General features: G+C 69.3%; 17 protein-coding genes. 13 read left to right on the forward strand and 4 right to left on the reverse strand.

Translation table 11 applies throughout. From position 1 onward, the window contains the following. Positions 1-10: 10 nt before the first annotated feature. Positions 11-739, reverse strand: a complete 729-nt coding sequence (torR, locus tag C665_RS06310) for a two-component system response regulator TorR (protein ID WP_004303192.1) — start codon at positions 737-739, stop codon at positions 11-13. A 252-nt stretch (positions 740-991) separates the two neighbouring features. Between torR and peaA the strand changes: the two genes are divergently transcribed. From peaA to C665_RS06335, 5 genes are all read left to right on the forward strand, one after another. Next, on the forward strand, positions 992-2584 hold the full coding sequence (gene peaA / locus C665_RS06315; protein WP_012585770.1) for a quinohemoprotein amine dehydrogenase subunit alpha: 1593 nt from the start codon (positions 992-994) through the stop codon (positions 2582-2584). Positions 2585-2600: 16 nt separating this feature from the next. Next, positions 2601-4034 carry a quinohemoprotein amine dehydrogenase maturation protein gene (peaB, locus tag C665_RS06320; RefSeq protein WP_004303196.1) on the forward strand — a complete coding sequence of 478 codons (1434 nt, stop codon included), beginning with the start codon at positions 2601-2603 and terminating at the stop codon, positions 4032-4034. After that, entirely contained in the window at positions 4031-4357 is a 327-nt protein-coding gene (gene qhpC / locus C665_RS06325; protein ID WP_004303198.1) for a quinohemoprotein amine dehydrogenase subunit gamma, read from the forward strand. Before peaB ends, qhpC begins: the two co-directional genes overlap by 4 nt. A gap of 15 nt (positions 4358-4372) precedes the next feature. Beyond that, entirely contained in the window at positions 4373-5503 is a 1131-nt protein-coding gene (gene peaD / locus C665_RS06330) for a quinohemoprotein amine dehydrogenase subunit beta (RefSeq protein WP_012585769.1), read from the forward strand. Positions 5504-5638: 135 nt separating this feature from the next. Next, positions 5639-6673, forward strand: coding sequence for a M12 family metallopeptidase (locus C665_RS06335; RefSeq protein WP_004303202.1), 1035 nt, complete (start codon positions 5639-5641; stop codon positions 6671-6673). A gap of 23 nt (positions 6674-6696) precedes the next feature. Here C665_RS06335 and C665_RS06340 read toward each other — a convergent pair whose 3' ends face one another. Next, entirely contained in the window at positions 6697-7173 is a 477-nt protein-coding gene (locus tag C665_RS06340) for a MarR family winged helix-turn-helix transcriptional regulator (RefSeq protein ID WP_004303204.1), read from the reverse strand. Positions 7174-7371: 198 nt separating this feature from the next. Here C665_RS06340 and C665_RS06345 point away from each other — a divergent pair, with 198 nt between their 5' ends. From C665_RS06345 to C665_RS06380, 8 genes are all read left to right on the forward strand, one after another. Further along, positions 7372-8409: a helix-turn-helix domain-containing protein gene (locus tag C665_RS06345; RefSeq protein ID WP_012585768.1), complete on the forward strand. Its 1038-nt coding sequence runs from the start codon at positions 7372-7374 to the stop codon at positions 8407-8409. Between the two features lie 165 nt (positions 8410-8574). Then, the gene (locus tag C665_RS06350) at positions 8575-10017 is read left to right on the forward strand and encodes a flavin monoamine oxidase family protein (protein ID WP_004303209.1); all 1443 of its coding nucleotides are present in this window, start codon (positions 8575-8577) and stop codon (positions 10015-10017) included. Between the two features lie 14 nt (positions 10018-10031). Continuing rightward, complete coding sequence (locus C665_RS06355) at positions 10032-10406, forward strand: c-type cytochrome (RefSeq protein WP_157277021.1); 375 nt, start codon at positions 10032-10034, stop codon at positions 10404-10406. 223 nt (positions 10407-10629) lie between these two features. After that, the gene (locus tag C665_RS06360) at positions 10630-11997 is read left to right on the forward strand and encodes a DUF1329 domain-containing protein (protein WP_004303212.1); all 1368 of its coding nucleotides are present in this window, start codon (positions 10630-10632) and stop codon (positions 11995-11997) included. Between the two features lie 92 nt (positions 11998-12089). Continuing rightward, a complete protein-coding gene (locus tag C665_RS06365) occupies positions 12090-13817 on the forward strand; it encodes a DUF1302 domain-containing protein (protein WP_004303214.1) in 1728 nt (575 codons plus the stop codon). A gap of 75 nt (positions 13818-13892) precedes the next feature. Then, positions 13893-16286 carry an efflux RND transporter permease subunit gene (locus tag C665_RS06370; RefSeq protein ID WP_004303217.1) on the forward strand — a complete coding sequence of 798 codons (2394 nt, stop codon included), beginning with the start codon at positions 13893-13895 and terminating at the stop codon, positions 16284-16286. A gap of 13 nt (positions 16287-16299) precedes the next feature. Further along, positions 16300-17313, forward strand: a complete 1014-nt coding sequence (locus tag C665_RS06375; protein ID WP_004303219.1) for a WD40/YVTN/BNR-like repeat-containing protein — start codon at positions 16300-16302, stop codon at positions 17311-17313. Between the two features lie 323 nt (positions 17314-17636). Continuing rightward, entirely contained in the window at positions 17637-18659 is a 1023-nt protein-coding gene (locus C665_RS06380; protein ID WP_004303221.1) for an IS110 family RNA-guided transposase, read from the forward strand. A gap of 303 nt (positions 18660-18962) precedes the next feature. On the opposite strand, the gene C665_RS06385 is transcribed toward C665_RS06380, so the two are convergent. Then, positions 18963-19370 carry a thioesterase family protein gene (locus tag C665_RS06385; RefSeq protein ID WP_004303224.1) on the reverse strand — a complete coding sequence of 136 codons (408 nt, stop codon included), beginning with the start codon at positions 19368-19370 and terminating at the stop codon, positions 18963-18965. 64 nt (positions 19371-19434) lie between these two features. Continuing rightward, positions 19435-21137: CoA-binding protein (locus C665_RS06390; RefSeq protein WP_004303226.1), on the reverse strand; the 1703-nt coding region annotated here is incomplete at its 5' end.

Raw genomic sequence — 21137 nt, forward strand, 5'->3', positions numbered from 1 at the left:
CGGCGCGGGTTCAGTCGAGCTCGCCGGCGAAGAGGTAGCCCGCGCCGTGCGCGGTCAGGATCAGGCGCGGGTCGGCGGGGTTGTCGTCGAGCTTGCGGCGCACGCGCCCGACCAGCACGTCGACCGTGCGGTCGTTGGGCGTCCACTCGCGGTCGTGGATCGCATCCATCAGCTGGTCGCGCGACAGCACCTGGCCGGCGTGGCTCAGCAAGGCCATCAGCAGCTTGAACTCGCCCTGGGGCAGGCGCTCGATGCGGCCGTCCGGGGAGACCAGCTGGCGCTTGTGCGGGTTCAGCGTCCAGCCTTCGAAGCGGAAGCAGCCTTGCTCGGCCTCGCGCGTCTCGCTGCCGGCGCATTGCGCCACCCGCCAGAGCAGGTTGCGCGCGCGCACCAGCAGCTCGCGCGGGTTGAACGGCTTGGTGACGTAGTCGTCGGCGCCGAGCTCGAGCCCGACGATGCGGTCGATCTCGTCGTCGCGCGCGGTCACCAGGATGATGCCGACGCGCGAGGCGGCGCGCAGCTCGCGGGTGAGCGTGAGCCCGTCCTTGCCGGGCAGGCGGATGTCGAGCAGCACGAGCGCGATGCGCTCCTGCTCGACGCGCTGCAGCAGGTCGTCGGCATTGTCGCTCGCGGAGACGCGATAGCCTTCCTTCTCGAAATAGCCGACGAGCAATGCGCGCGAGACGGGGTCGTCCTCGACCACCATGATGTGCGGCATCGCGGGTGTCTCCTTCGACATCGATCCTCCTTCGTTTGGGGTCGAACGTTCGCTTGTCGTGCGCGGATGATCCCCCGAATCCCCGTCACCGGCAATCCGTCGCGAGAGGGCGTGCGTGGGATGTTGCGCGGCGTTTACATTCGCGCACAACTCGGCACATCGGCCGCCAAGTTCGTTTACCGGACGGCCTTATCGTGTCCGTCATCGGAAGTCCGGCGGGCCGCCACGGCACCCGCCCGGGCCGCATGCGCAACGGAGCGAGGAGCGAAGGCCTTGGAAAAGGAAAGGAACATCACGTCGATGATCGCGGCGGGGCTGCTCGCCCTGGCGGCCGTGGTCGGCGCGCCGGAGCGGGCGCTGGCGGCGGACGGCGCGGCGCTGCTGGCCGCGAACTGCCTGTCCTGCCACAGCGCACAGGGCGGCAGCATTTCCCGCGTCGAGGGCCAGCGCAAGACCCCCGAAGGCTGGCAGATGACGATCACCCGGATGCAGGAACAGCACGGCGCGAAGGTCTCGGCCGAGGACAAGCGCCGCCTGATCAAGTACCTGGCCGACACGCGCGGGCTGGCCCCGGCCGAGACGGCGGGCTGGCGCTATCTGCTCGAGCACGACAACAACCGCGTCGAGACCATCGACGGGCGCTACCGCGACATGTGCGCGCGCTGCCACTCCGGCGCCCGCTTCGCGCTGCAGCGGCGCAGCGAGGACGAGTGGAAGCTGCTGATGCACACGCACATCGGCCTCAACCCGACGCTCGAGTTCCACTCGCTGGCACGCGACCGGCAGTGGTTCCCGCTCGCGGTGAACGAGGTCGCCCCCGCGCTGGCGCGCGACTTCGCGCTCGATGCGCGCGCATGGAAGGCGTGGCAGGCCGCGCCGCGCACGGCGCTGGACGGCAGCTGGCGGATCGCCGGCTTCCTGCCCGGCAAGGGCGCGTTCGAGGGACGGATGCGCGCGAGCGCGGCCGGCGAGGACCGCTACGAACTGGCGATCGAGGGCCGCTACGCCGACGGGGCCCTGCTCTCGGGGCGTGGCGTGGCCACGGTGTACACCGGCTACGAGTGGCGGGGCAGCGTCGACATCGACGGCGTCGCGCTGCGCCAGGTGATGGCGGCCGATGCGCGCGGCGAGCGCATGCATGGGCGCCAGCACTTTGCCGATTCGCGCCGCATGGGCGGGGCGCTGAGCGCGCTGCGCGAGGGTGCCGCGCCGATGGTGATGGCGGTGATGCCCGCGCAGCTGCGCCGCGGCGAGACCGCCGAGCTGACCGTGGTCGGCAGCGGGCTGGCGGGGGCGGTGTCGCTCGGCAAGGGCGTGCGCGTGCTCGAGGTGGTCTCGCGCAGCCCCGACCGCGTGGTGGTGCGTGCGCGTGCCGAGGGCCGTGACGGGCTGAACGACGTGGCGGTGGGCAGCGCGCGCGGCAAGGGGCTGCTCGCAGTTTATGGGCGGGTGGCGCGCGTCGAGGTCGAGCCGGCCAACGCGATCGCGCGCGTGGGCGGGCCGGGCGATGCGCAGATGCAGAAGGTGGGCGTCGCCTACCGCGCCATCGGCTGGGCGGCGGGGCGCGACGGCAAGGCGGGTACCGCCGACGACCTGCGCCTCGGTTACCTGCCTGCACGCTGGTCGATCGAGGCCGCCGACGAGGAGGCCGAGAAGGCACACGATGCGGACTTCGTCGGCCATATCGGTGCCGACGGCGTGTTCGTCCCGGGCGATGCGGGACCGAACCCGGCGCGGCCGAAGTCGCTCGGCAACACCGGCCGGGTGAATGTGGTCGCCACGGTCGAGGCCGCGGGCGCGACGGTCGAGGGGCGCGGCAAGCTCGACGTCGCGGTGCCCGACTTCGTTCAGCGTGCGCTCGATTGAGCGCGGGGCGGATCCGATGACGACCCTGACCCTGATCCGGCCCAACCTGCACCGCGTCGACAGCGCGGGCCGGCAGCTGCTGTTCCATGTGCCGAGCAGCAGCCTGTTCGAGCTCGATGGCGCCGCGCGCGACGTGCTGGCGCTGTTCGACGAGCAGGCCACGCTCGAGACCGCGACCCTGGCCGATCGCCTCGGTGGCCGCCACGATGCGCTCGCCCTGCGCGAGACGGTGGACGAGCTGCGCCAGCTCCACGTGCTCGCCGAGCACGGCGAGGACGGCCCGATCGAGCCGCCGCCGGACCCGCCGACGCGCTTTCCCCTCGACACCCTGGTGCTCAACGTCAATACGGGCTGCAACCTGAGCTGCACCTATTGCTACAAGGAAGACCTCAGCGCGCCGGCCAAGGGCCTGCGCATGAGCCTGGAGACGGCGACGAAGGCGATCGAGATGATGCTCGTCGAGTCGCCCGGCAAGCCGAAATACACCCTCGTCTTCTTCGGCGGCGAGCCCCTGTCGAACATGGGCCTGATCCGCGCGGTGGTCGACTTCGCCGAGCGCCGCTTCGCCGAGGTCGGCGCGCGCGTGGATTTCACCCTCACCACCAACGCCACCCTGCTCACCGCCGAGATCATCGACTGGCTGGACGCCCACCGCGTGGGGGTCACCGTGTCGATGGACGGGCCGCCCGCGGTGCATGACCGCAACAGGCGCAGCTTCGGCGGCGAGGGTACCTACGACGTGGTGCGGCGCAAGGTCGACCTGCTGCTCGCGCGCTACCGTGCGCGCCCGGTCGGCTGCCGGGTCACGCTCACCCGCGGCATCACCGGGGTGGTGCCGATCTTCGAGCACCTGCACCACGAGGTCGGCTTCGCCGAGGTCGGCTTCGGCCCGGTGACCTCGGGCGACATCCAGGCCTTCAACCTCACCGCCGAGGAGCTCGCCGAGGTGTTCCACGGCCTCAAGGCGCTCGGTCGGCGCTATCTCGACGCGGCGCTGCGCAACCGCAGCCTCGGCTTCGGCAATCTGCACCAGCTCATGACCGACCTCCACGAGGGCAACAAGAAGCGGCTGCCCTGCGGCGCCGGGGTCGGGCTGCTCGCGGTCGATGGCAAGGGCGGGCTCAACCTTTGCCATCGCTTCACCGGCTCCGCGCTGCCCACCTTCGGCGACGTCGATGCCGGCATCGACCGCGCCCGCCTGGGCGCCTTCATCGGCCGCCGCCTGGACCGCAACGGCACCGGCTGCGCGACCTGCCGCATCCGCAACCTCTGTTCCGGCGGCTGCTACCACGAGAGCTACGCCAAGTACGGCGATGCCGCCGCGCCTTCCTATCACTACTGCGAACTGCTGCGCGACTGGATCGACTTCGGCATCGAGACCTACGCGCGCATCGTCACCGAGAACCCCGGCTTTTTCGCCGCACACGTTTCCCCGCGGAGGACCGCATGAAGCACCTGAAGTCGCTCAACAAGAAGGCGCAGCGCCTGGACGCCGCGGAGGGCAAGCCCGAGGCGATCGAGGAGGTCGTCGCCATGCAGACGGTGGTCGGCTGCACCGCGACCACCGACCCGGGCTGGGAGATCGACGCCTTCGGCGGCGCCGCCTCGCTGTGCCAGCCGATGGAGGCCGACCTCTACGGTTGCGCCGACTCGTGCTGGTGGCCGGCGCAGGTGCCCGACACCATGAGCCATTACCCGGACTGGGGCGACGGCAAGGCCGATGCGACCAGGGACTGGCGCAAGCTGGACGGCATCTTCGAGGACAAGATCTGAATGGGAGCGATCCTCATGAGCCTCATCCCCGACCTGCGTGCGCTGCGGGCAGCCGGCGCGATCGCCGCCGCGGCGCTCGCGACCGCGTGCGCGACCCCGGCGCAGAAATCCGCGACGAGCGACGCGGAGTACCTGCTCACCGTCACCCGCCCCGGCCTGCTCCACGTCATCGACATGAAGACCGACCGCATCGCGCGCAGCTGCGAGCTGCCCGGCAAGTTCGGCTCGGGCGCGCTGGTGCCGACGCGCGACGGCCGTCACGCCTTCGTGCTCGGCAACCTGTGGGAGGACGTGTACGGCTTCGAGCTCGAGACCTGCAAGCTGGTGTTCTCCGCCCGCCAGTCGGAAGGCGACGTCACCGTCAAGACGGTGCAGTCGCTCGCGGTGAGCGCGGACGGCAGCGAGCTGTACACCGTGCAGAACCCGGTGCGCCGCGGTGCCGACCGCTTCGAGGTGCTGCCGCCGCGCCTCGCGGTATATCGCATCGCCGACGGGCTGGACGCCAAGCCGGTGCGCAGCTTCCCGGTCAAGCGCCGCATCACCAAGATCGCCGCCACCGCCGGCGGCGAGGTGATCCTCGGCGGTGCCGACGTGGAGGCGATCGACGTGCGCAGCGGCGCGGTGCGCACCGTGTCGGCGCTGGCGAGCTGGGACCGCGGTCCGCGCTGGCTGACGCCGGACGCGTTCGCGATGCACTCGCAGGGCGAGCATCTGAACGAGTACGTGATGCCCTACGTGACCGCGAAGTTCGCCGACGACCGCCAGGACATGGCGAGCGCCGAATGGTGGTGGGGCATGAGCCGGGTGGACCTCGCGACCGGCAAGGCCGAGGCGCGCGAGATCTTCCCCTTCGAGTTCGTGATCTTCTCGCTTGTCGCCGATCCGCGCGATCGCAACATCCTCTACGGCGCCTTCAATACGCTCTCCAGGCACGACATCGAAAAGCGCGAGACGCTGAAGGTGGTGGAGCTCGACCACACCTACTACAGCCTGCAACTGTCGCGCGACGCCTCGCGTGTTTACGTCGGCGGGGCGGGCAGCACGATCAGCATCCACGACAGCGGCACGCTGGAGAAGATCGGCACGATCCAGCTCCCGGGCGACATGTCGACCGCCGACGTGCGCGTGGCCTGGCGGCGCCCGTAGTCGCGGTGCGTGTTTCCCTGGCGCCTGACGGGGGCCCGTACTATATGTTCAGCAGGAGCCGGCCGCTGCCGCGACCGGATTCGGCGAACGCCGCTTGCTGCGGCGAGTCGCGGCCACGTCAGGGAGGGATCCGCCATGACCCGAACGCCCAAGGTGTGCTTCGACCGGGTGCTGCCCCGGGACCTGATGCGCTTCCAGACCACCATGCCCGACCGGCCGGGCCAGGTGCGCGGACTATCGCCGATCGGCAAGACCTGGATCAACGGCTCCACCCTGCATGTGCGTTTCATGGGTGGAAGCGCGCAGCACAAGAAGAAGGTGCAGGAGCAGGCCGCGTGGTGGACGGCGCACGCCAACCTGCAGTTCGTGTTCGACGACGCCCCCGCGGCCGAGATCCGCATCACCTTCGACGAGAACGACGGAGCCTGGAGCTACATCGGCACCGACGCGAAGAGCATACCGGTCAACGAGCCGACGATGAACCTCGGCTTCCTCGACGGCGGTACGGCGGCGCACGAGTTCGGCCATGCGATCGGGCTCGCGCACGAGCACCAGAACCCCGCCGGCGGCATCCAGTGGAACGAGCAGGCGGTGATCCGCGCCATGGCGGGGCCGCCCAATCACTGGAGCGAGACCCAGACCCGGCACAACATCCTGCGCAAGTACGCCGCAAACCAGGTCAACGGCACCGACTTCGACCCCAAGTCGGTGATGCTGTACTTCTTCCCTGCGGAGTGGACCCTCAACGGCGTGGCGACCTCGCGCAACGAGGTGCTGTCGGAGCTCGACAAGCAGTTCATCGCCGGCGCGAAGATGTATCCGCGCGCCAAGCCCGGCGTAACGGGCGAGGTGACCGAGCTGAAGGTCAACGCACGCCGGCGCACCGCCGCCAGCATCGGCAAGTTCGGCGAGGAGGACGTGTTCCGCTTCCGCGTGACGCAGCCCGGGCGCTACGTGGTCGACACGCGCGGTCCGACCGACGTGTACATGAAACTCTTCGGCCCCGATTCACCGACCGCGCTGATCGCGGAGGACGACGACTCCGGCCTGGGCAGCAACGCGCGCATCGCGACGGATCTGGTCGAAGGCGAGTATTTCGTGCAGGTGCGTCACTGGAATCGCGCCAGCGGCGTCGGGGATTACACCGTGGCGGTGCGCACGGCGAACTGAGTCCGCATGCGCGGCCGGCCGTTTCAGCCGGCCGCGAGCAGCAGGCGGCCGAGCAGCTTGCGCAACTGCACGCGTTCGGCAGGATCGAGATCCTGGAGCACGCGTTCCTCGTGGGTCCGGACCTGCGGAATCAGGCGCTGCAGCAAGTGCCGGCCGGTAGCGGTGAGATGCAGGGCGTTGGCGCGCCGGTTGTCCGGTGCGCGCACGCGCTCGACCAGGCCGCGTGCCTCGAGCTTGTCGAGCACCGACACCACGCTGGAGCGGTCGAGCTGGATCGCGTCGGCGAGCTGGGTTTGCTTCATGCCCGGATTGGCATCGATCAACACCAGCACGCCGAACAGGGTGGGGGTGATCTCGGCTTCGTCCATGCTCGTGCAGAAGTCGCGGAAGATGCCGATTTGCGCGATGCGCAGGCGGTAGCCGATCAGCTCGGGGAGCATCCCGAAGCGGATGCCCTCCGGCGGGGTCTGCGCGCTCGTTTCGTCGTTGCCACGGCCCATCGGTCGCTCGACTCGGGGTTGAACAAGCGTGAAATTCTAACAGGCGGAGCGCGCGGCGCGGGCAAACCTGGCGGCCCGCGCCAGGACGAGGGCGCGCGGATCGCTTGCCGATGCGCGGCAGGCGTGGGGACGCGGCCCGCCGGCGCACCTCATCCCGCCCCGCCACCGTCTGTTCGCCCCACCGCCTGGTGAGCGCCGATGCCCACACCCGCTTGCTCGCCCTTGCCGCCCGCGGCACCCGATGCGGCCCCGGTATCGGCGGGCCTGCCCGGGCCTGTCCAGGTGGGCGACGTGAGCGATTTCGGCAGGGGGCTGCTTGCCTGGAATGCGACCTACGAGCAGCTCGCACCGGGCTGCTTCGAGGGCGGCGCGGAGGAGTTGTGGATCGACGACGGCCTCGAGGTCCTGTGGGAGACGGGCAACCGCTCGGTGTGGACCGCAGGCAGCAATCGGGCGGGCATGGTGTCGCTCGGCATTCCGGTGGCAGGCGGCGGCGCCGGCATGTATTGCGGCGTTCCGATCCAGGACGGGGCGGTGTCGTGGCTTCCGGGCGGCGGAGATTTCGAGATCTTCTCCCGCGAGCGCATGGATATCGTCTCGGCGACGGTGTCCGAATCCCTGCTGTGCGGATTTGCCGCCAGCGACTCGCCGCGGACCGCGGAGGCATCGCTGCAGCGCCCGTTTCTCCAGCAGCAGCCGAGGCGTGCCGGGATGTTGCGCCGCGCGCTGATCGAGATCGTCGTCGTGGCCCGCCGCCAGCCCGGCCTGCTGGAGATTCCGGCGAGCAGGGCGGCGATGCGCGACTGCGTCCTGTCGCTGATGCTCGATACGCTGGATCGGGCCTCGGAGCGTCCGACGGCGGACCTGCGTCCGAGCGTGAAGGCCTGGATCGTGCGCAAGGTGCGCGAGCTGGCGCTCGAGCGCCCGAGCGAGCCCCTCCAGATCGCCGACATCTGCCGCAGCCTCGCGGTGTCGCGGCGCTCGCTGCAGTACGCGTTCGAGGACCTCGTCGGGATGGGGGCGGTGGAGTTCCTGCGCAACGTGCGCCTGAACGCCGTGCGGCGCGAGCTCCGTGTTGCGACCGGCAGCCCCGATGAACCGATCGCCGCGATCGCGGCGCGCTGGGGCTTCTGGCACATGCCGCGGTTCGCGGCGTACTACCGGGCCCTGTTCGGAGAGCTGCCCTCGGAGACGCGTCGGCGAGAGGGTGGCAGCACGCCGCACGGTCCCGGTTGAGCGTTTGCTGCACTGCGTCGGCATTTCCATGCCGATTGCGGATACCGTCCCATGCATCGGTCCTCCTAATCTCCACATCACGACTCGGCCAGCTGGTGCGAGCGCAACACGCCGCGGACGCTCATTCCAGAGCATGGACAGCGGCGACGGAGGAGATCGGAGATCATGGAATACAAGACCTCTGCGGCGTCGGCCGCGGGCGCCGACGACAGTGCGCGGCGACGGTTCCTGAAGCTGGCATCGACGGCTGCGGCCGCTTCGGTGTTGCCGGTGGGCGTCGGCGCGGCGGCGCCCGCGCAGCCCGGCTACGACGTGGTGGTGGTGGGCGGCGGCTTCGCCGGCGTCACCGCCGCGCGCGAACTCGCCCACCGTGGCGCGAGGGTGCTGCTGCTCGAGGCGCGCAATCGTCTCGGCGGGCGCACCTTCCATGCGAACTTCGGCGAGCGCAAGGTGGAACTGGGCGGCACCTGGATCCACTACACCCAGCCCCACGTGTGGGCCGAGGTGATGCGCTACGGCATGGAGATCGCCGAGACGCCGGGCGTCGCCCATCCCGACCGCGTGCTGTGGATGTCCGAGGGCAAGGTGCTGGAGATCCCGGTGATGGAGAACTGGGCGCTGCTCGAGGACGCGCTGAAGCGCTTCCATGCCGAGGCGGGCGAGGTCTTCGAACGACCGTTCATGGCGGGCCTGTCGGCCGCCGGGCGCAAGCTCGATCACCTCTCCATCGCCGACCGCATGGCGGCAATGGACATGAGTCCGGCGCAGCGCGACCTCATGAACGCGATGATGGCCACCAACTGTCACGGCCCGATCGCGAGCGGCGCCTACACCGAGATGCTGCGCTGGTGGTCGCTGGTCGATGGCGATGCGGCGCGGCTGCTCTACAGCTGCGCCCGCTACAAGCTCAAGGACGGGACCTCGACGCTGATCGAGCGCATGGCCGAGGACGGCGGCTTCGACGTGCGCCTGTCGACCGCGGTGGTGGAGCTGAGTCAGGACGCCGCAGGCGTGAGCCTGGTGACGGAGGCGGACGAACGCATCTCCGCCCGCTTCGCGGTCGTCGCGGTGCCGGTGAACACGGCCGGCCAGATCGAGTTCTCGCCGCCGCTGCGGCCGGGCAAGACCGCGATGGCGAAGGAGCACCATGCGGGCAAGGGGCACAAGCTCTATCTGAAGGTGAAGGGCCGGCTGGAGACGCTGATCTTCTTCGCGCCCGAGACCGAGCTGTTCACGATGGTGTTCACCGACCAGCCGGGCGAGGACGGCGGCGTGCTGGTCGCCTTCGGTCCGCCAGTCGACGGCAGGGTCGATCTCAACGACCCGAAGGCGGTCGAGCCCTTCGTGCGCCGCTTCCTGCCCCACCTTGCGGTCGAACAGGTGCTCGGCTACGACTGGGGGCTGGATCCGTATTCGCGCGGCACCTGGTGCACGCTGCGTCCGGGGCAGTTCGGCAAGCACCTGGAGGACCTGCGTGCCCGCGAAGGCCGGGTGTTCTTCGCCGGGGCGGACATCGCCACCGGCTGGCGCGGCTTCATCGACGGTGCGATCGAGTCCGGCCTGCAGGTCGGACAGGCGGTCGCGGCCGAGCTGCGCGGTCGCGCGTGATGGGAGCCGGCATCATGAGCAGATCCGTCCCGCTGCGCGCCGTGGTCGCGATCCTCGGCGTGCTCGCCGTGCCGGCACCGGCGCTTGCCGCCGACATCGGCGAGTCCGGCTTCGTCCAGTGCGCCGCCTGCCATCCCGCCGCTGCAGGGCAGCCCCACGGCGTGGGGCCCAACCTGCACGGTCGCTTCGGACAGGCGATCGCGGGCACCCCGGGTTTCGTCTTTTCCCGCGCACTCCGGAAGCGCGAGGGGGTGTGGACGGAGGCGGAGCTGGACCGCTGGCTCGCCGATCCGCAGGCCTACGCGCCCGGGACCAAGATGGCCTATGCGGGCCTGAAGGACCCGGCCCAGCGCCGGGCGGTGATCGAGTACCTGAAGACGCTGCGCTGAGGAAGGCGGGCCGGTGGGGCAGGGCCGTGGTGGCCTCCGCTACAACTGCGCACAAATCGGCACATTTCGCGGAAATGCGGTTTACACCGCGTCGCTATGCTCGACACACCATAGGCCTGCAAGGCTGGCGGGAAGGCGGGCCCGGTCGGCCGCTGCGCAGCGGTGGCGTCCTCGGTGACCGCCTGCCGCTGCCGACAAAATCAGAAACGTGGAGGAGACACTCATGAGGTTCTGCAAGCTGACTGCGCTCGCCGGCGCCCTGCTGGCCAGCCACGCCGCCCTGGCCGCCGACGCGGCGAGCCTGGGCACCACGCTGACCCCGCTCGGCGGCGAACGCGCGGGCAACGCCGACGGCAGCATCCCGGCCTGGACGGAAGGCTCGGCGCTCGAGCCGGGCTGGAGCTACGGCAAGCCGCGCGCCGACTACTTCAAGCACAAGGGCGACAAGCCGCTGTTTACGATCGATGCCGCCAACGTCGACAAATACGCCGGCAAGCTCACCGAGGGCCAGGTCGCGGTGATCAAGGGCTTCAAGAACTACAAGCTCGAGGTCTATCCGAGCCGCCGCTACTGCTCCGCGCCCGACTTCGTGCAGGCCAACACCAAGGCCAACGTGGGCATGGCGAAGATCGGCGCCGACGGCTGGAGCCTGGCCGAGGCCACCGTGCCCGGCATTCCCTTCCCGCTGCCGCAGAGCGGCATCGAGGTGCTGTGGAACGCCAAGATGAAGTACGCCGGCGTCGCCCTCGACATGAAGGCGCTGTGGGTGATGCTGTCGCCGCGCAGCGGCGGCAGCGACTGGATCGAGGCCGGGTCCACGCAGACCTATTACTACCCCTGGGGCAAGAAAGGCTCGAACAAGCTCAGCGAGCTGCCGCCGGTCGAGTACCACACCTACTTCAACTACACCTCGCCCACCGCACTGGCCGGCCAGGCGCTGGTGATCACCTCGTACCTGAACAAGACCAGCGACACCTTCTACTACTTCCCCGGCCAGCGCCGCGTGCGCCGCATGCCGAGCTACTCCTACGACGCCCCCCAGGTCGGCTTCGAGAACCAGTACACGCTCGATGAGCCGCGCGTCTTCAACGGCACGCCCGACCGCTTCGACTGGAAGCTGGTGGGCAAGAAGGAAATGTTCATCGGCTACGGCAGCTTCGGCATGTACGACCCCGCTGCCGACCGCCGCAAGGTGGTGACGCCCGACGGCGTGGATCCGAAGGCGACGCGCTACGAGCTGCACCGCGTCTGGGTGGTCGAGGCCACCGCCAAGGACGGTGTGCGCCACGTCGCGCCCAAGCGCCGCTTCTACTTCGACGAGGACTCCTGGGCGCTGATGGGCGCGGAGGACTACGACGCCCAGGGCAAGCTGTGGAAGGTCCGCGAGAGCTTCCTGATTCCGGTCGCCGAAACGGGCGCCTGCGACAACCCGGCCTTCGTGCAGTACGACCTCGTCTCCGGCCGTGTGCTCTTCGACCAGGCGGGCATGGGTGCCGGCAAGGACATGGTCTGGGCGGTCGAGGCCGACGATCCGAAGTACAAGGACGCCTTCTACACCCCGGACAACCTGCGCGCGATCAGCGACCGCTGAGCCCGCTCCCTCCTCTTTCTTCCCGACCATCACCCGGGCGCGTGCGCCGGGCCGTCATGCGGCCCGGGCGGGGCGTCCTGCGGAGAACGATCATGACGACACATCTGAAGAAACTGGTGCTGGGGCTGGCCATGGCCGGCATCTGTGCGCCGGCGGCGTACGCCTTCCAGTTCGAGGCCGGCTCGGTGCGCGGTTCGCTCGATTCCACGCTGACCGCGGGCTTCGGCAAGCGCGTCGAGGGCCGCGAGTGCAGCCACCACGGCGATCAATCCACCCCCTGCGGCGCCGATGCCAACACCGCGGTATGGGGCAACGGCGACGACGGCAATCTCAACTACGACAAGGGCGACCTGTTCACCACCCACCTCAAGGGCTCGCACGAGCTGCTGCTGAGCTTTCCCGACGAGTGGAAGTTCATGGGCCGGGTGGGCTGGCTGTACGACTTCGTCGCCGACGACACCGCGCGCACCCCGCTCGACGGCGACGCCAAGCAGGCGGTCGGCCAGTACGTGCGCCTCTACGACCTGTGGGTGAGCAAGGAATTCGACCTCGGCGAGCGCCGCGGCCGCGTGCGCTTCGGCAACCAGGTGGTGAGCTGGGGCGAGAGCCTGTTCATGATCGGCGGCATCAACTCCAACGTGGCGATGGACCTGCAGCGCCTGTCCTCGCCCGGCGTGCAGCTGAAGGAGGCCTTCCTGCCCTCGCCGGCGCTGTCGGTCGCCGCCAACCTCGGCAGCGGAGTGAACGTCGAGGCCTACTACCAGTTCCAGTGGAAGCCCTACAGCTTCCCGCCGGCGGGGACGTATTTCTCGCAGAGCGATTTCTTCGACAAGGGGCGTGACAGCCTGATCTATTTCACGCCGGATGCCGCCAGCCGGATTCGTACGCCGGGTGATCCGCTTTACGGCAAGACCCTCGCCGCGGCTCGGGAAGAAATGCTGAACAGTGAACTCACGGCGATCCCGGTCGACGCCGACGACGAGCCGGGCGACTCCGGCCAGTTCGGCGTCTCGCTGAAGTACCGGCCCGAGGGCATGGACGTCGATCTCGGCCTCTACTACCAGCGCTTCCACGACAAGACCCCCAACCTTCAATACTGGAACGCGAACGGTGCGGCTCGCATGTACTTTCTGGAGGACCGCGAGCTCTACGGCATCAGCGCCAACACCTCGGTGGGCAACTGGGCGGTGGGCGCCGAGTTGTCGTATCGGCCGGAGGATGCGGTTTCGCTCGGGGCCTGCCAGGACATCGGCTTCGGGTCACCCGATCAGTGCGACGGCTCGATCGACGAGGAGCGCTACCAGTTCCACCTCACCGGCATCCTCAGCCTGACGCCCGGCGACCACGGCTGGTTCCTCGACCTGATGGGCGCGCAGACCGGCACCTTCCTTGGCGAGGCGGTGGCGATCGCCTATCCGGGGGTGAGCAAGGACAAGGCCTACGTGCGCACCCGCAACGGCGTGACCTACCAGCAACTCCCCGCCGCCGGCGCATGGACGCACGACAGCGGCGTCGGCGACAAGCTGTCCTGGGGCTACATGTTCGACTTCAGCCTGACCTACGACAGCACCCTGATCCCGGGCTGGCAGGTGATCCCGGGGGTGTTCTTCTCGCATGCGGTCAATGGCAACACGCCCAACTTCATGGCCAACTGGATGGAGGGGGCGAAGTCGGCCAACTTCTATGTGCTGTTCAACCGCAACCCGATGACCTGGCAGGCCGGCATCAACTACACCCGGTTCTGGGGCGGCGACTACAGCTTCAGCGCGCCCTACAAGGATCGCGACTTCGTCGGCGGCTTCATCTCGCGCAACTTCTGAGGAGCACCCCCGGGGGCGGCGAGCGCCGCCTCCGGCCCGCTGTCCCGTTCCAATCCCGATCGGTAGCACCCGCCCATGCTCAATCCCTTCAGCGTCAGCGAGGTCGACACCTTCCTGACCCGCTACCTGCGCCTGCTCGAGGCGGTGTGCTTCCGCTTCCGCGGCACCATCCTGGTCGCGCTCATGTTGTTCACCGCGCTGATGGGCTACTTTGCCCTGCAGCTGCGCATGGACGCCGGCTTCGAGAAGCAGATGCCGATCGGCCACGAGTACATCCAGACCTTCGACAAGTATCGCGAGGACGTGCTCGGCGCCAACCGGCTGAACTTCGTCGTGAAGGCGCGCAGCGGCGACATCTGGACCCAGGCCGGGCTGGAACGCCTGTACGAGGTCACCCAGGCGGTGAGCTTCCTGCCCAACGTCGACCGCCTCGGCGTGCAGTCGCTGTGGACGCCCAACTCCTTCGTCAACGAGATCACCGAGGAGGGCTTTCGCGCCGATCCGCTGATCTCGGGCACCATCATGCCGCGCGACCTCACGCCCGAGATCATCGCCGGCATCCAGCGCGCGGCCAGCCAGGGCGGCTTCATCGGCACCCTGGTGGCGCGCGACCAGACCAGCGCGATGATCGTCGCCGAGCTGCACGAGCGCGACCGCGAGGGCAAGGCGCTCGACTACGTCGCCTACAACCGCATCCTCGAGGAGCTGCGCGCGAAATTCGAGGACGCGCAGTTCGAGGTCCAGATCATCGGCTTCGCCAAGCAGATCGGCGACATCGCCGACGGCGCCTCGGCGGTGCTCGAGTTCTGCGCGATCGCGCTGCTGCTGACCGCGCTCGCGGTGTACTGGTACTGCCACTCGGTGCGCTTCACCCTGCTGCCGATCGCCTGCTCGCTGACCTCGCTGGTGTGGCAGTTCGGCACCCTCAGGCTGCTCGGCTACGGGCTCGACCCGCTCGCGGTGCTGGTGCCCTTCCTGGTGTTCGCGATCGGCGTCTCGCACGGCGTGCAGCAGATCAACTTCATCGTGCGCGAGCTCTCGCACGGCAAATCGAGCGACGAGGCCGCGCGCGCCAGCTTCACCGGGCTGCTGATCCCGGGCACGCTGGCGCTGGTCACCGCCTTCGTGTCCTTCATCACGCTGATCCTGATCCCGATCCCGATGGTGCGCGAGCTGGCGATCACCGCCTCGCTCGGCGTCGGCTACAAGATCGTCACCAACCTGGTGATGCTGCCGCTGGCGGCCTCGCTGTTCACCTTCACCAAGGAATACGCCGACAAGGCCGTGCTCAAGCGCGAGCAGCGCTCGGCCTGGCTGCGCACGCTGGCGCGCGTGGCCGAGCCGCGCAACGCGGCGATCGTGATCCTGGCGACCCTGGCGGTGTTCGCGGTGGCGGTGTGGCAGAGCCACGACCGCGTCATCGGCACGGTGCAGCCGGGCGCCCCGGAGCTGCGTGCGGAGGCGCGCTTCAACCGCGACGCGGTGTCGATCGCCTCCAGCTACGACACCGGCCTGGACTGGCTCACGGTCATCTTCGAGGCGCCGCCCGACGCCTGCGACGACGTCGCGGTCGGGCGCTATCAGGACCGCTTCGTCGCCGAGATTCAGTATGTGCCGGGCGTGCTGTCGGCGCTGTCCTTCTCCGGCCAGCTGCGCACCTACAACGAGGGCTACAACGAGGGCAACCCGAAGATGTCCGTGGTACCGGGCGACCCCGGCAACTACGCCGCGCTCGCCACCGAGATCGGCCGCGTGCGCGGCTTCATGAACAAGGACTGCAGCATGACCGCGGTGCACCTGTTCCTGTCCGACCACAAGGCGACCACGATCAACCGCGTGATCGACGCGGTGAAGGACTTCCGCGAGCGCGACCGCGAGCCCGGGCTGACCATCCGGCTGGCCTCCGGCAACGCCGGCGTGCAGGCCGCGGTGAACGAGGAGGTGCACAAGTCCGAGCTGCCGATGATGCTCTATGTGTACGCGGCGATCATGGTGCTGGTGGCGCTGATGTACCGCGACTTCCGTGCCGTGGTGGCGTGCTGCCTGCCGCTCACCGTGGGCACCTTCATCGGCTACTGGTTCATGAAGGAGCTCGAGATCGGCCTCACGGTGGCGACCCTGCCGGTGATGGTGCTGGCGGTCGGCATCGGCGTCGATTACGCCTACTACATCTACAACCGCCTGCAGCTTCACCTCGCCCGCGGCGAGAACATCGTCAAGGCGCTCGAGCACTCCATCCTCGAGGTCGGCACCGCGACCATCTTCACCGCGATCACGCTCGCGGCGGGGGTGGCGACCTGGATGTTCTCGGAGCTCAAGTTCCAGGCCGACATGGGCAAGCTGCTCGCCTTCATGTTCATGGTGAACATGGTGATGGCGATGACTGCGCTGCCGGCCTTCGCGGTGTGGCTGGAACGCCTTTTCCCGCGCAAGGGGCCGGTGCGTGCGCCGGGCATCCTGGCGCACTGACTGCGGAGTGGACATGAACGCCTTCTCGACGCCGCGCCGCGTGCGCTTCTTCGCGACCCGCATCGCGGCCTGCTGCGCGGCGCTCTGCGCGAGCCTGGCGCCCGCTGCCGGCGATACGTCGGTGCACGGCGCGGCCGCCGCTGCCGCCGCCTTCGTACCGCGGCCTGCGGTGCGCTCGGCCTTCGCCGAACGCAGCATGATCCTCGACGCGACCCGTGCGGGCCCCCGCCTCGTCGCGGTGGGGGAGCGCGGCGTGGTGCTGCTCTCCGACGACGACGGCGCGCACTGGCGCCAGGCGGGCAAGGTGCCGGTCGACGCGACCCTGACCGCGGTGAGCTTCGCCGACGCGCGCGAGGGCTGGGCGGTGGGGCATCTCGGCGTGATCCTGCACAGCGCCGACGGCGGCGAGACCTGGAGCGTGCAGCGCATCGACCCTGTCGAGGACAGGCCGCTGTTCGCTGTGGCGTTCACCGACGCACGCAACGGAGTCGCGGTCGGGCTGTGGTCGCTGATGCTGCGCACCCGCGACGGCGGCCGGACCTGGGAGGCGGCGGAGCTGCCGCCGCCGCCGGGCGACACGCGCGCCGACGCCAACCTGATGAGCGTGTTCGGCGATGGGGAGGGGCGACTATTCATCGCCGGGGAGCGCGGCCTGGTGTTGCGCTCGCTCGATGGCGGCGCGACCTGGAGCTATCATCCGACCGGCTATCGCGGCACGTTCTGGAGCGGCACCGCGCTCGCCGACGGCACGCTGATCGTCGGTGGCCTGCGCGGCAGCGTCTATCGCAGCACCGACAACGGCGAACACTGGCAGCGCGTCGAGACCGGCTCGCAGAGCTCGGTCACCGACCTCGTCGCCTTCGACGGTCGCGTGCATGCGGTCGGCCTCGACGGTGTCAGCCTCGACAGCCGCGATGGCGGGGCGAGCTTCGCGGTGGAGCGGCGGGCGGATCGCCTGTCGCTGACCGCCGCGGTGGCGACGGCCGGTGGTGTGCTGCATTTTTCGCGCGCTGGCCTGGTGCGCTGAAACGGGTGGGCGCGCAATTCAGGCGCCGTATCGCGGCTCGCGCCGCTCCTGCGGAGAACCGCTTCCGCCGTGCGGGAGCGCCGCAGGGCGCGAACGGTGGCTTGCAGCAGCGATGACGCGGGATCCATGCGCCGTATCGCGGCTTGCGCCGCTCCTACGGAGAACCGCTTACGCCCTGTAGGAGATGTAATGGACGCCTCCCTCCCGCCTCGGGTGCTGACAGGTGGAGCCCTTCAATGAGAAGAGCCCTCCAGTTACCTGACGGCATCGATGTGCCAAAGTGGTGGTGTCGAAACGACCACAAACGGTAAGGAGGGCTCGAAATGAAGATTACGACATTCGGTCTGGACCTGGCAAAGAACGTGTTTCAACTGCACTGGGTAGAGCCGGAGACCGGTGAGGTCAAACGGCGTTCGCTCAAGCGCGATCAGACGATCAAGTTCTTCGCCCAGCGCAGCGCCTCGGTGGTGGCGATGGAAGCGTGCGGCAGTGCGCACTACTGGGCGCGCAAGCTGATCGAACTGGGACACGAGGCGCGCTTGATCGCGCCCCAGTTCGTGCGCCCGTTCGTTCGCAGCAACAAGACCGACGCGGCCGACGCGCAGGCGATCTGGGAAGCCGCCCAGCGCCCGGAGCGCCGGTTCGTGGCGGTCAAGAGCGTGCATCAACAGGCGGTACTGATGCTGCACCGGGTGCGCGAGCAACGGGTGAAGATGCGCACGATGCAGATCAACCAGCTGCGAGGTCTGCTCTACGAGTTCGGGGTGATCTTGCCCGCAGGGCGGCACAAGGCGATGCCACAGGTGACACAGGCGTTAGCTCGGCTCGAGGACACGCTGCCGGCGATGGCGCTCGAGGTGCTGCGCGAGCAGTGCGCGAGTATCGAGGCCCTGAGCGCCCAGATCGAGGAGATCGAACGCAAGCTGGCCGCGTGGCGCAAGGAGGACGAGGCGGCCAAACGGCTGATGCAGATGCCCGGCGTGGGCCTGCTCACGGCCACCGCTGCAGTGGCCGCGGTGGGCGATGCAAAGGTCTTCAGCAGTGGGCGTGAGTTTGCCGCTTTCCTGGGCTTGGTGCCCCGGCAAAGCGGCACCGGCGGCAGGGTGAAGTTGCTGGGCATCAGCAAGCGCGGCGACGGATATCTACGCAGGCTGCTGATTCACGGCGCACGCGCGGTCATCACCCACGCCAAGGCGCGTGATCCGTGGGTCGAGGCGCTACTGGCACGACGCCCTCTCAACGCCGTCGTCGTCGCCTTGGCCAACAAGATGGCGCGCACCATCTGGGCGTTGCTCGCCCACGGGCGGCATTACGAGCCGCGCGGGCAGGCGCTCGGGTGCGCTTGAGTAAAGTCGAAATTCAATACAGGAACTTAGCGTTGATCGTCCAAGGTTGCGCAGGTTGAAGCGAGCATGATGGCGAAATAGGTCGGACCGTGGGGAAACAAGCCTGGCACGGCGCTTGTCCTTCGAGGACGCGTAGGAGATGAGGCCTTCCCCAGCGAATTCCATCAGGGCCAGCAGACATCGGGTCTGCACTACAGGCCGGATATAAGACTGCAGCCAGATCCTTGATCGCCAGATGCAAACTTCGCTTGCCAAACCGGGAGGCGTCCATATAAGCGCCGCAAGGCGCGAACGCTGGCCCGCTCAGGCCGCCTGCGCCTTGGCGAGCTTGCCGAGCAGGCGCTGGCGGGTCTTGTCGACGCCGACCACGAAGCGGTTGTGGCGGCCGCGGGCGACCTCCTCGAGGGCGTCGCGCGCGCTGAACTCGAACACCACCGCAGGGCCATCGACCTGGACCAGCTTGACGGTGATCTCGATCCACATGCCGAGCAGGGTGGCGCCGACGTGGTCGAGCTCGACGCGGGTGCCGACCGAGTCCTTGCCTTCTCCGATGTGCTGGAGCAGCAGGTCGCGGCAGCACACCTCGATGTCGTAGAGCAGCGCGGGGGTGGAATAGACGCGGCACTCGTCGCCCATGAAGGCGATCGTGCGGGCGGCGTCGATATCGTACTTGCGGGTGAGGCTGAGGCCGGGTTGAAGGGTGTCGCTCATCGTCTGTCTCCGTCTGCGGGTGGTTGGGTGTGTGTTCGTGCTGCGGGGTGCTTGCGGGCTGGAATCACGATTGGCCGAAATGGCGGCGGATACGCTCGGCGTCCAGGCGGGCCTCGACGTGGCGCACCAGCGCGCGGGTGCCGCGCGCGACGTTGCGGAACACGCATACGCCGCGATCCATCAGGCCGGCGGCCATGGCGTCGTAGAGGCGGCCGGCGTCGACGACCGCGACGATCGGCTTGTCTGTGCGCGCCACCAGCGGCGGCAGGGTGTGCACCGTGCTCTCGGGGTCCGACAGGTCGTAGCCGGGGCGCAGCCTGCTCTGTTCGAGCGCGCGCACCATGGGGGCGGTGGGGTCGAGGCCGACCACGACCGCGTCGACCTCGGGATCCTCGATCATCGCGGCGGTGATGCGCACGTGGGCGTCGTCGTCGGCGCCCGGGTTCATGTCGAGCGGGTTGCGCACCTCGACCAGGGCGGCGAGCTTCTTCTCGGCCAGCACCGCCTCGATGCGGCCGACGGTGTCGGCGGACAGCGCGGCCATGCGCATCGAGAAGGTCTCGCCGACGATCGCGTCCGCGGCGCTCACCGCCTCGAAGCCGGCGCCGCTCGCCGCGGCGAGGCGGTCGCCGCCGATGCGCTTGGCGTGCAGGGTGCCGGCCATGTAGAAGAGGTCGTCGAAGACCTCGACGTCGTCGGTGACGGTGGCGCCGGCCTGGGCGAGCACCGAGGCGAACAGCACCGGGTCGCCCGCGATCGAGGCGGTGTGGCCCATCACGCCGGCCTGGCCGGCCTCGCTGCGGCCCGACTTGTACACCACGACCTGCTTGCCGGCGAGCACCGCGCGCCGCACCGCGCGCGCGAAGGCCAGGCCGTCGAGGTCGCGGAAGCCTTCGACGTAGATGCCGATGCTGTCGACGTCCTCGCGCGCGGCGAACCAGGACAGCAGGTCGCCGTGGGTGAGGTCGGTCTGGTTGCCCATCGCGATCATGTAGCGCGGGTCGAGCCAGGGGTTGTGCGAGAGCCGGGTGATCATGAAGGCGCCGCTCTGGCTCAGCATGACCGCGCGGCGTTCGGGTGCCTTCTGCGGCTTGGGCAGGCGCTCGAGCGGAATGAACCAGGAGTCGTAGCGCCCCGGGTGCGAGACCACGCCGAGGCAGTTGGCACCGAGGAAGATCGGCCCGCCGTCGCCGCACGCGTGCGCGGCGTTGATGCGGGCCGCCAGGTCGGCGGCGGGCGCGCGGCTCTTCGCGGTCTCGCCGAGGCCGCCCGGGATCAGCATGACGGCCTCGACGGTGCCGGCCGCGATGATCTCGTCGACCAGGGGGTAGACCGCGTCGGCGGCGACCGCGACGATCAGCAGGTCGAGCTTGCCCTCGATCGCGGCGAGGTTCTCGATGCAGGCGACGCCGTCGATCTCGCCGCCGCCCGGGCGGATCACGCACAGGCGCTCGGGCGCGCAGCCGCTGCCGAGCAGGTTGCGCAGGATGATGCGACCGAAGTTCATGCCGCTGGCCGAAGCGCCGACGATGCCGATGCGCTCGGGGTGGAGCAGGCGGTCGATCTTGTGGATTGGTCGTGCCACGCGCAGCGGCGGAGGGGCGCCGACGCTGCAGCGTGCCGCGACAACCCGGACAGCCTCGCCGTCGCAGGCGCAGTCCAGCGCCAGCTCCTGCAGCGCGGCCTGCGCGCCCGGGGCGTCGGGCAGGCCGCCCGCGGCCAGCTGCAGCGCGGCCTCGAAGAGGCGGGCGAGCGCCGCGTCCGGGG

It is taken from the genome of Thauera aminoaromatica S2 (genome assembly GCF_000310185.1).
Lineage (GTDB): Bacteria > Pseudomonadota > Gammaproteobacteria > Burkholderiales > Rhodocyclaceae > Thauera > Thauera aminoaromatica.

Bases quoted from the DNA above. Each gene is read 5' to 3' on its own strand.
- C665_RS06350 (WP_004303209.1), top strand. From the start codon at position 8,575: ATGGAATACAAGACCTCTGCGGCGTCGGCCGCGGGCGCCGACGACAGT.
- torR (WP_004303192.1), bottom strand. From the start codon at position 739: ATGTCGAAGGAGACACCCGCGATGCCGCACATCATGGTGGTCGAGGAC.
- qhpC (WP_004303198.1), top strand. From the start codon at position 4,031: ATGAAGCACCTGAAGTCGCTCAACAAGAAGGCGCAGCGCCTGGACGCC.
- peaD (WP_012585769.1), top strand. From the start codon at position 4,373: ATGAGCCTCATCCCCGACCTGCGTGCGCTGCGGGCAGCCGGCGCGATC.
- C665_RS06380 (WP_004303221.1), top strand. From the start codon at position 17,637: ATGAAGATTACGACATTCGGTCTGGACCTGGCAAAGAACGTGTTTCAA.
- C665_RS06345 (WP_012585768.1), top strand. From the start codon at position 7,372: ATGCCCACACCCGCTTGCTCGCCCTTGCCGCCCGCGGCACCCGATGCG.
- C665_RS06375 (WP_004303219.1), top strand. From the start codon at position 16,300: ATGAACGCCTTCTCGACGCCGCGCCGCGTGCGCTTCTTCGCGACCCGC.
- C665_RS06385 (WP_004303224.1), bottom strand. From the start codon at position 19,370: ATGAGCGACACCCTTCAACCCGGCCTCAGCCTCACCCGCAAGTACGAT.
- peaB (WP_004303196.1), top strand. From the start codon at position 2,601: ATGACGACCCTGACCCTGATCCGGCCCAACCTGCACCGCGTCGACAGC.
- C665_RS06370 (WP_004303217.1), top strand. From the start codon at position 13,893: ATGCTCAATCCCTTCAGCGTCAGCGAGGTCGACACCTTCCTGACCCGC.
- C665_RS06360 (WP_004303212.1), top strand. From the start codon at position 10,630: ATGAGGTTCTGCAAGCTGACTGCGCTCGCCGGCGCCCTGCTGGCCAGC.
- C665_RS06355 (WP_157277021.1), top strand. From the start codon at position 10,032: ATGAGCAGATCCGTCCCGCTGCGCGCCGTGGTCGCGATCCTCGGCGTG.
- C665_RS06340 (WP_004303204.1), bottom strand. From the start codon at position 7,173: ATGGGCCGTGGCAACGACGAAACGAGCGCGCAGACCCCGCCGGAGGGC.
- C665_RS06335 (WP_004303202.1), top strand. From the start codon at position 5,639: ATGACCCGAACGCCCAAGGTGTGCTTCGACCGGGTGCTGCCCCGGGAC.
- C665_RS06365 (WP_004303214.1), top strand. From the start codon at position 12,090: ATGACGACACATCTGAAGAAACTGGTGCTGGGGCTGGCCATGGCCGGC.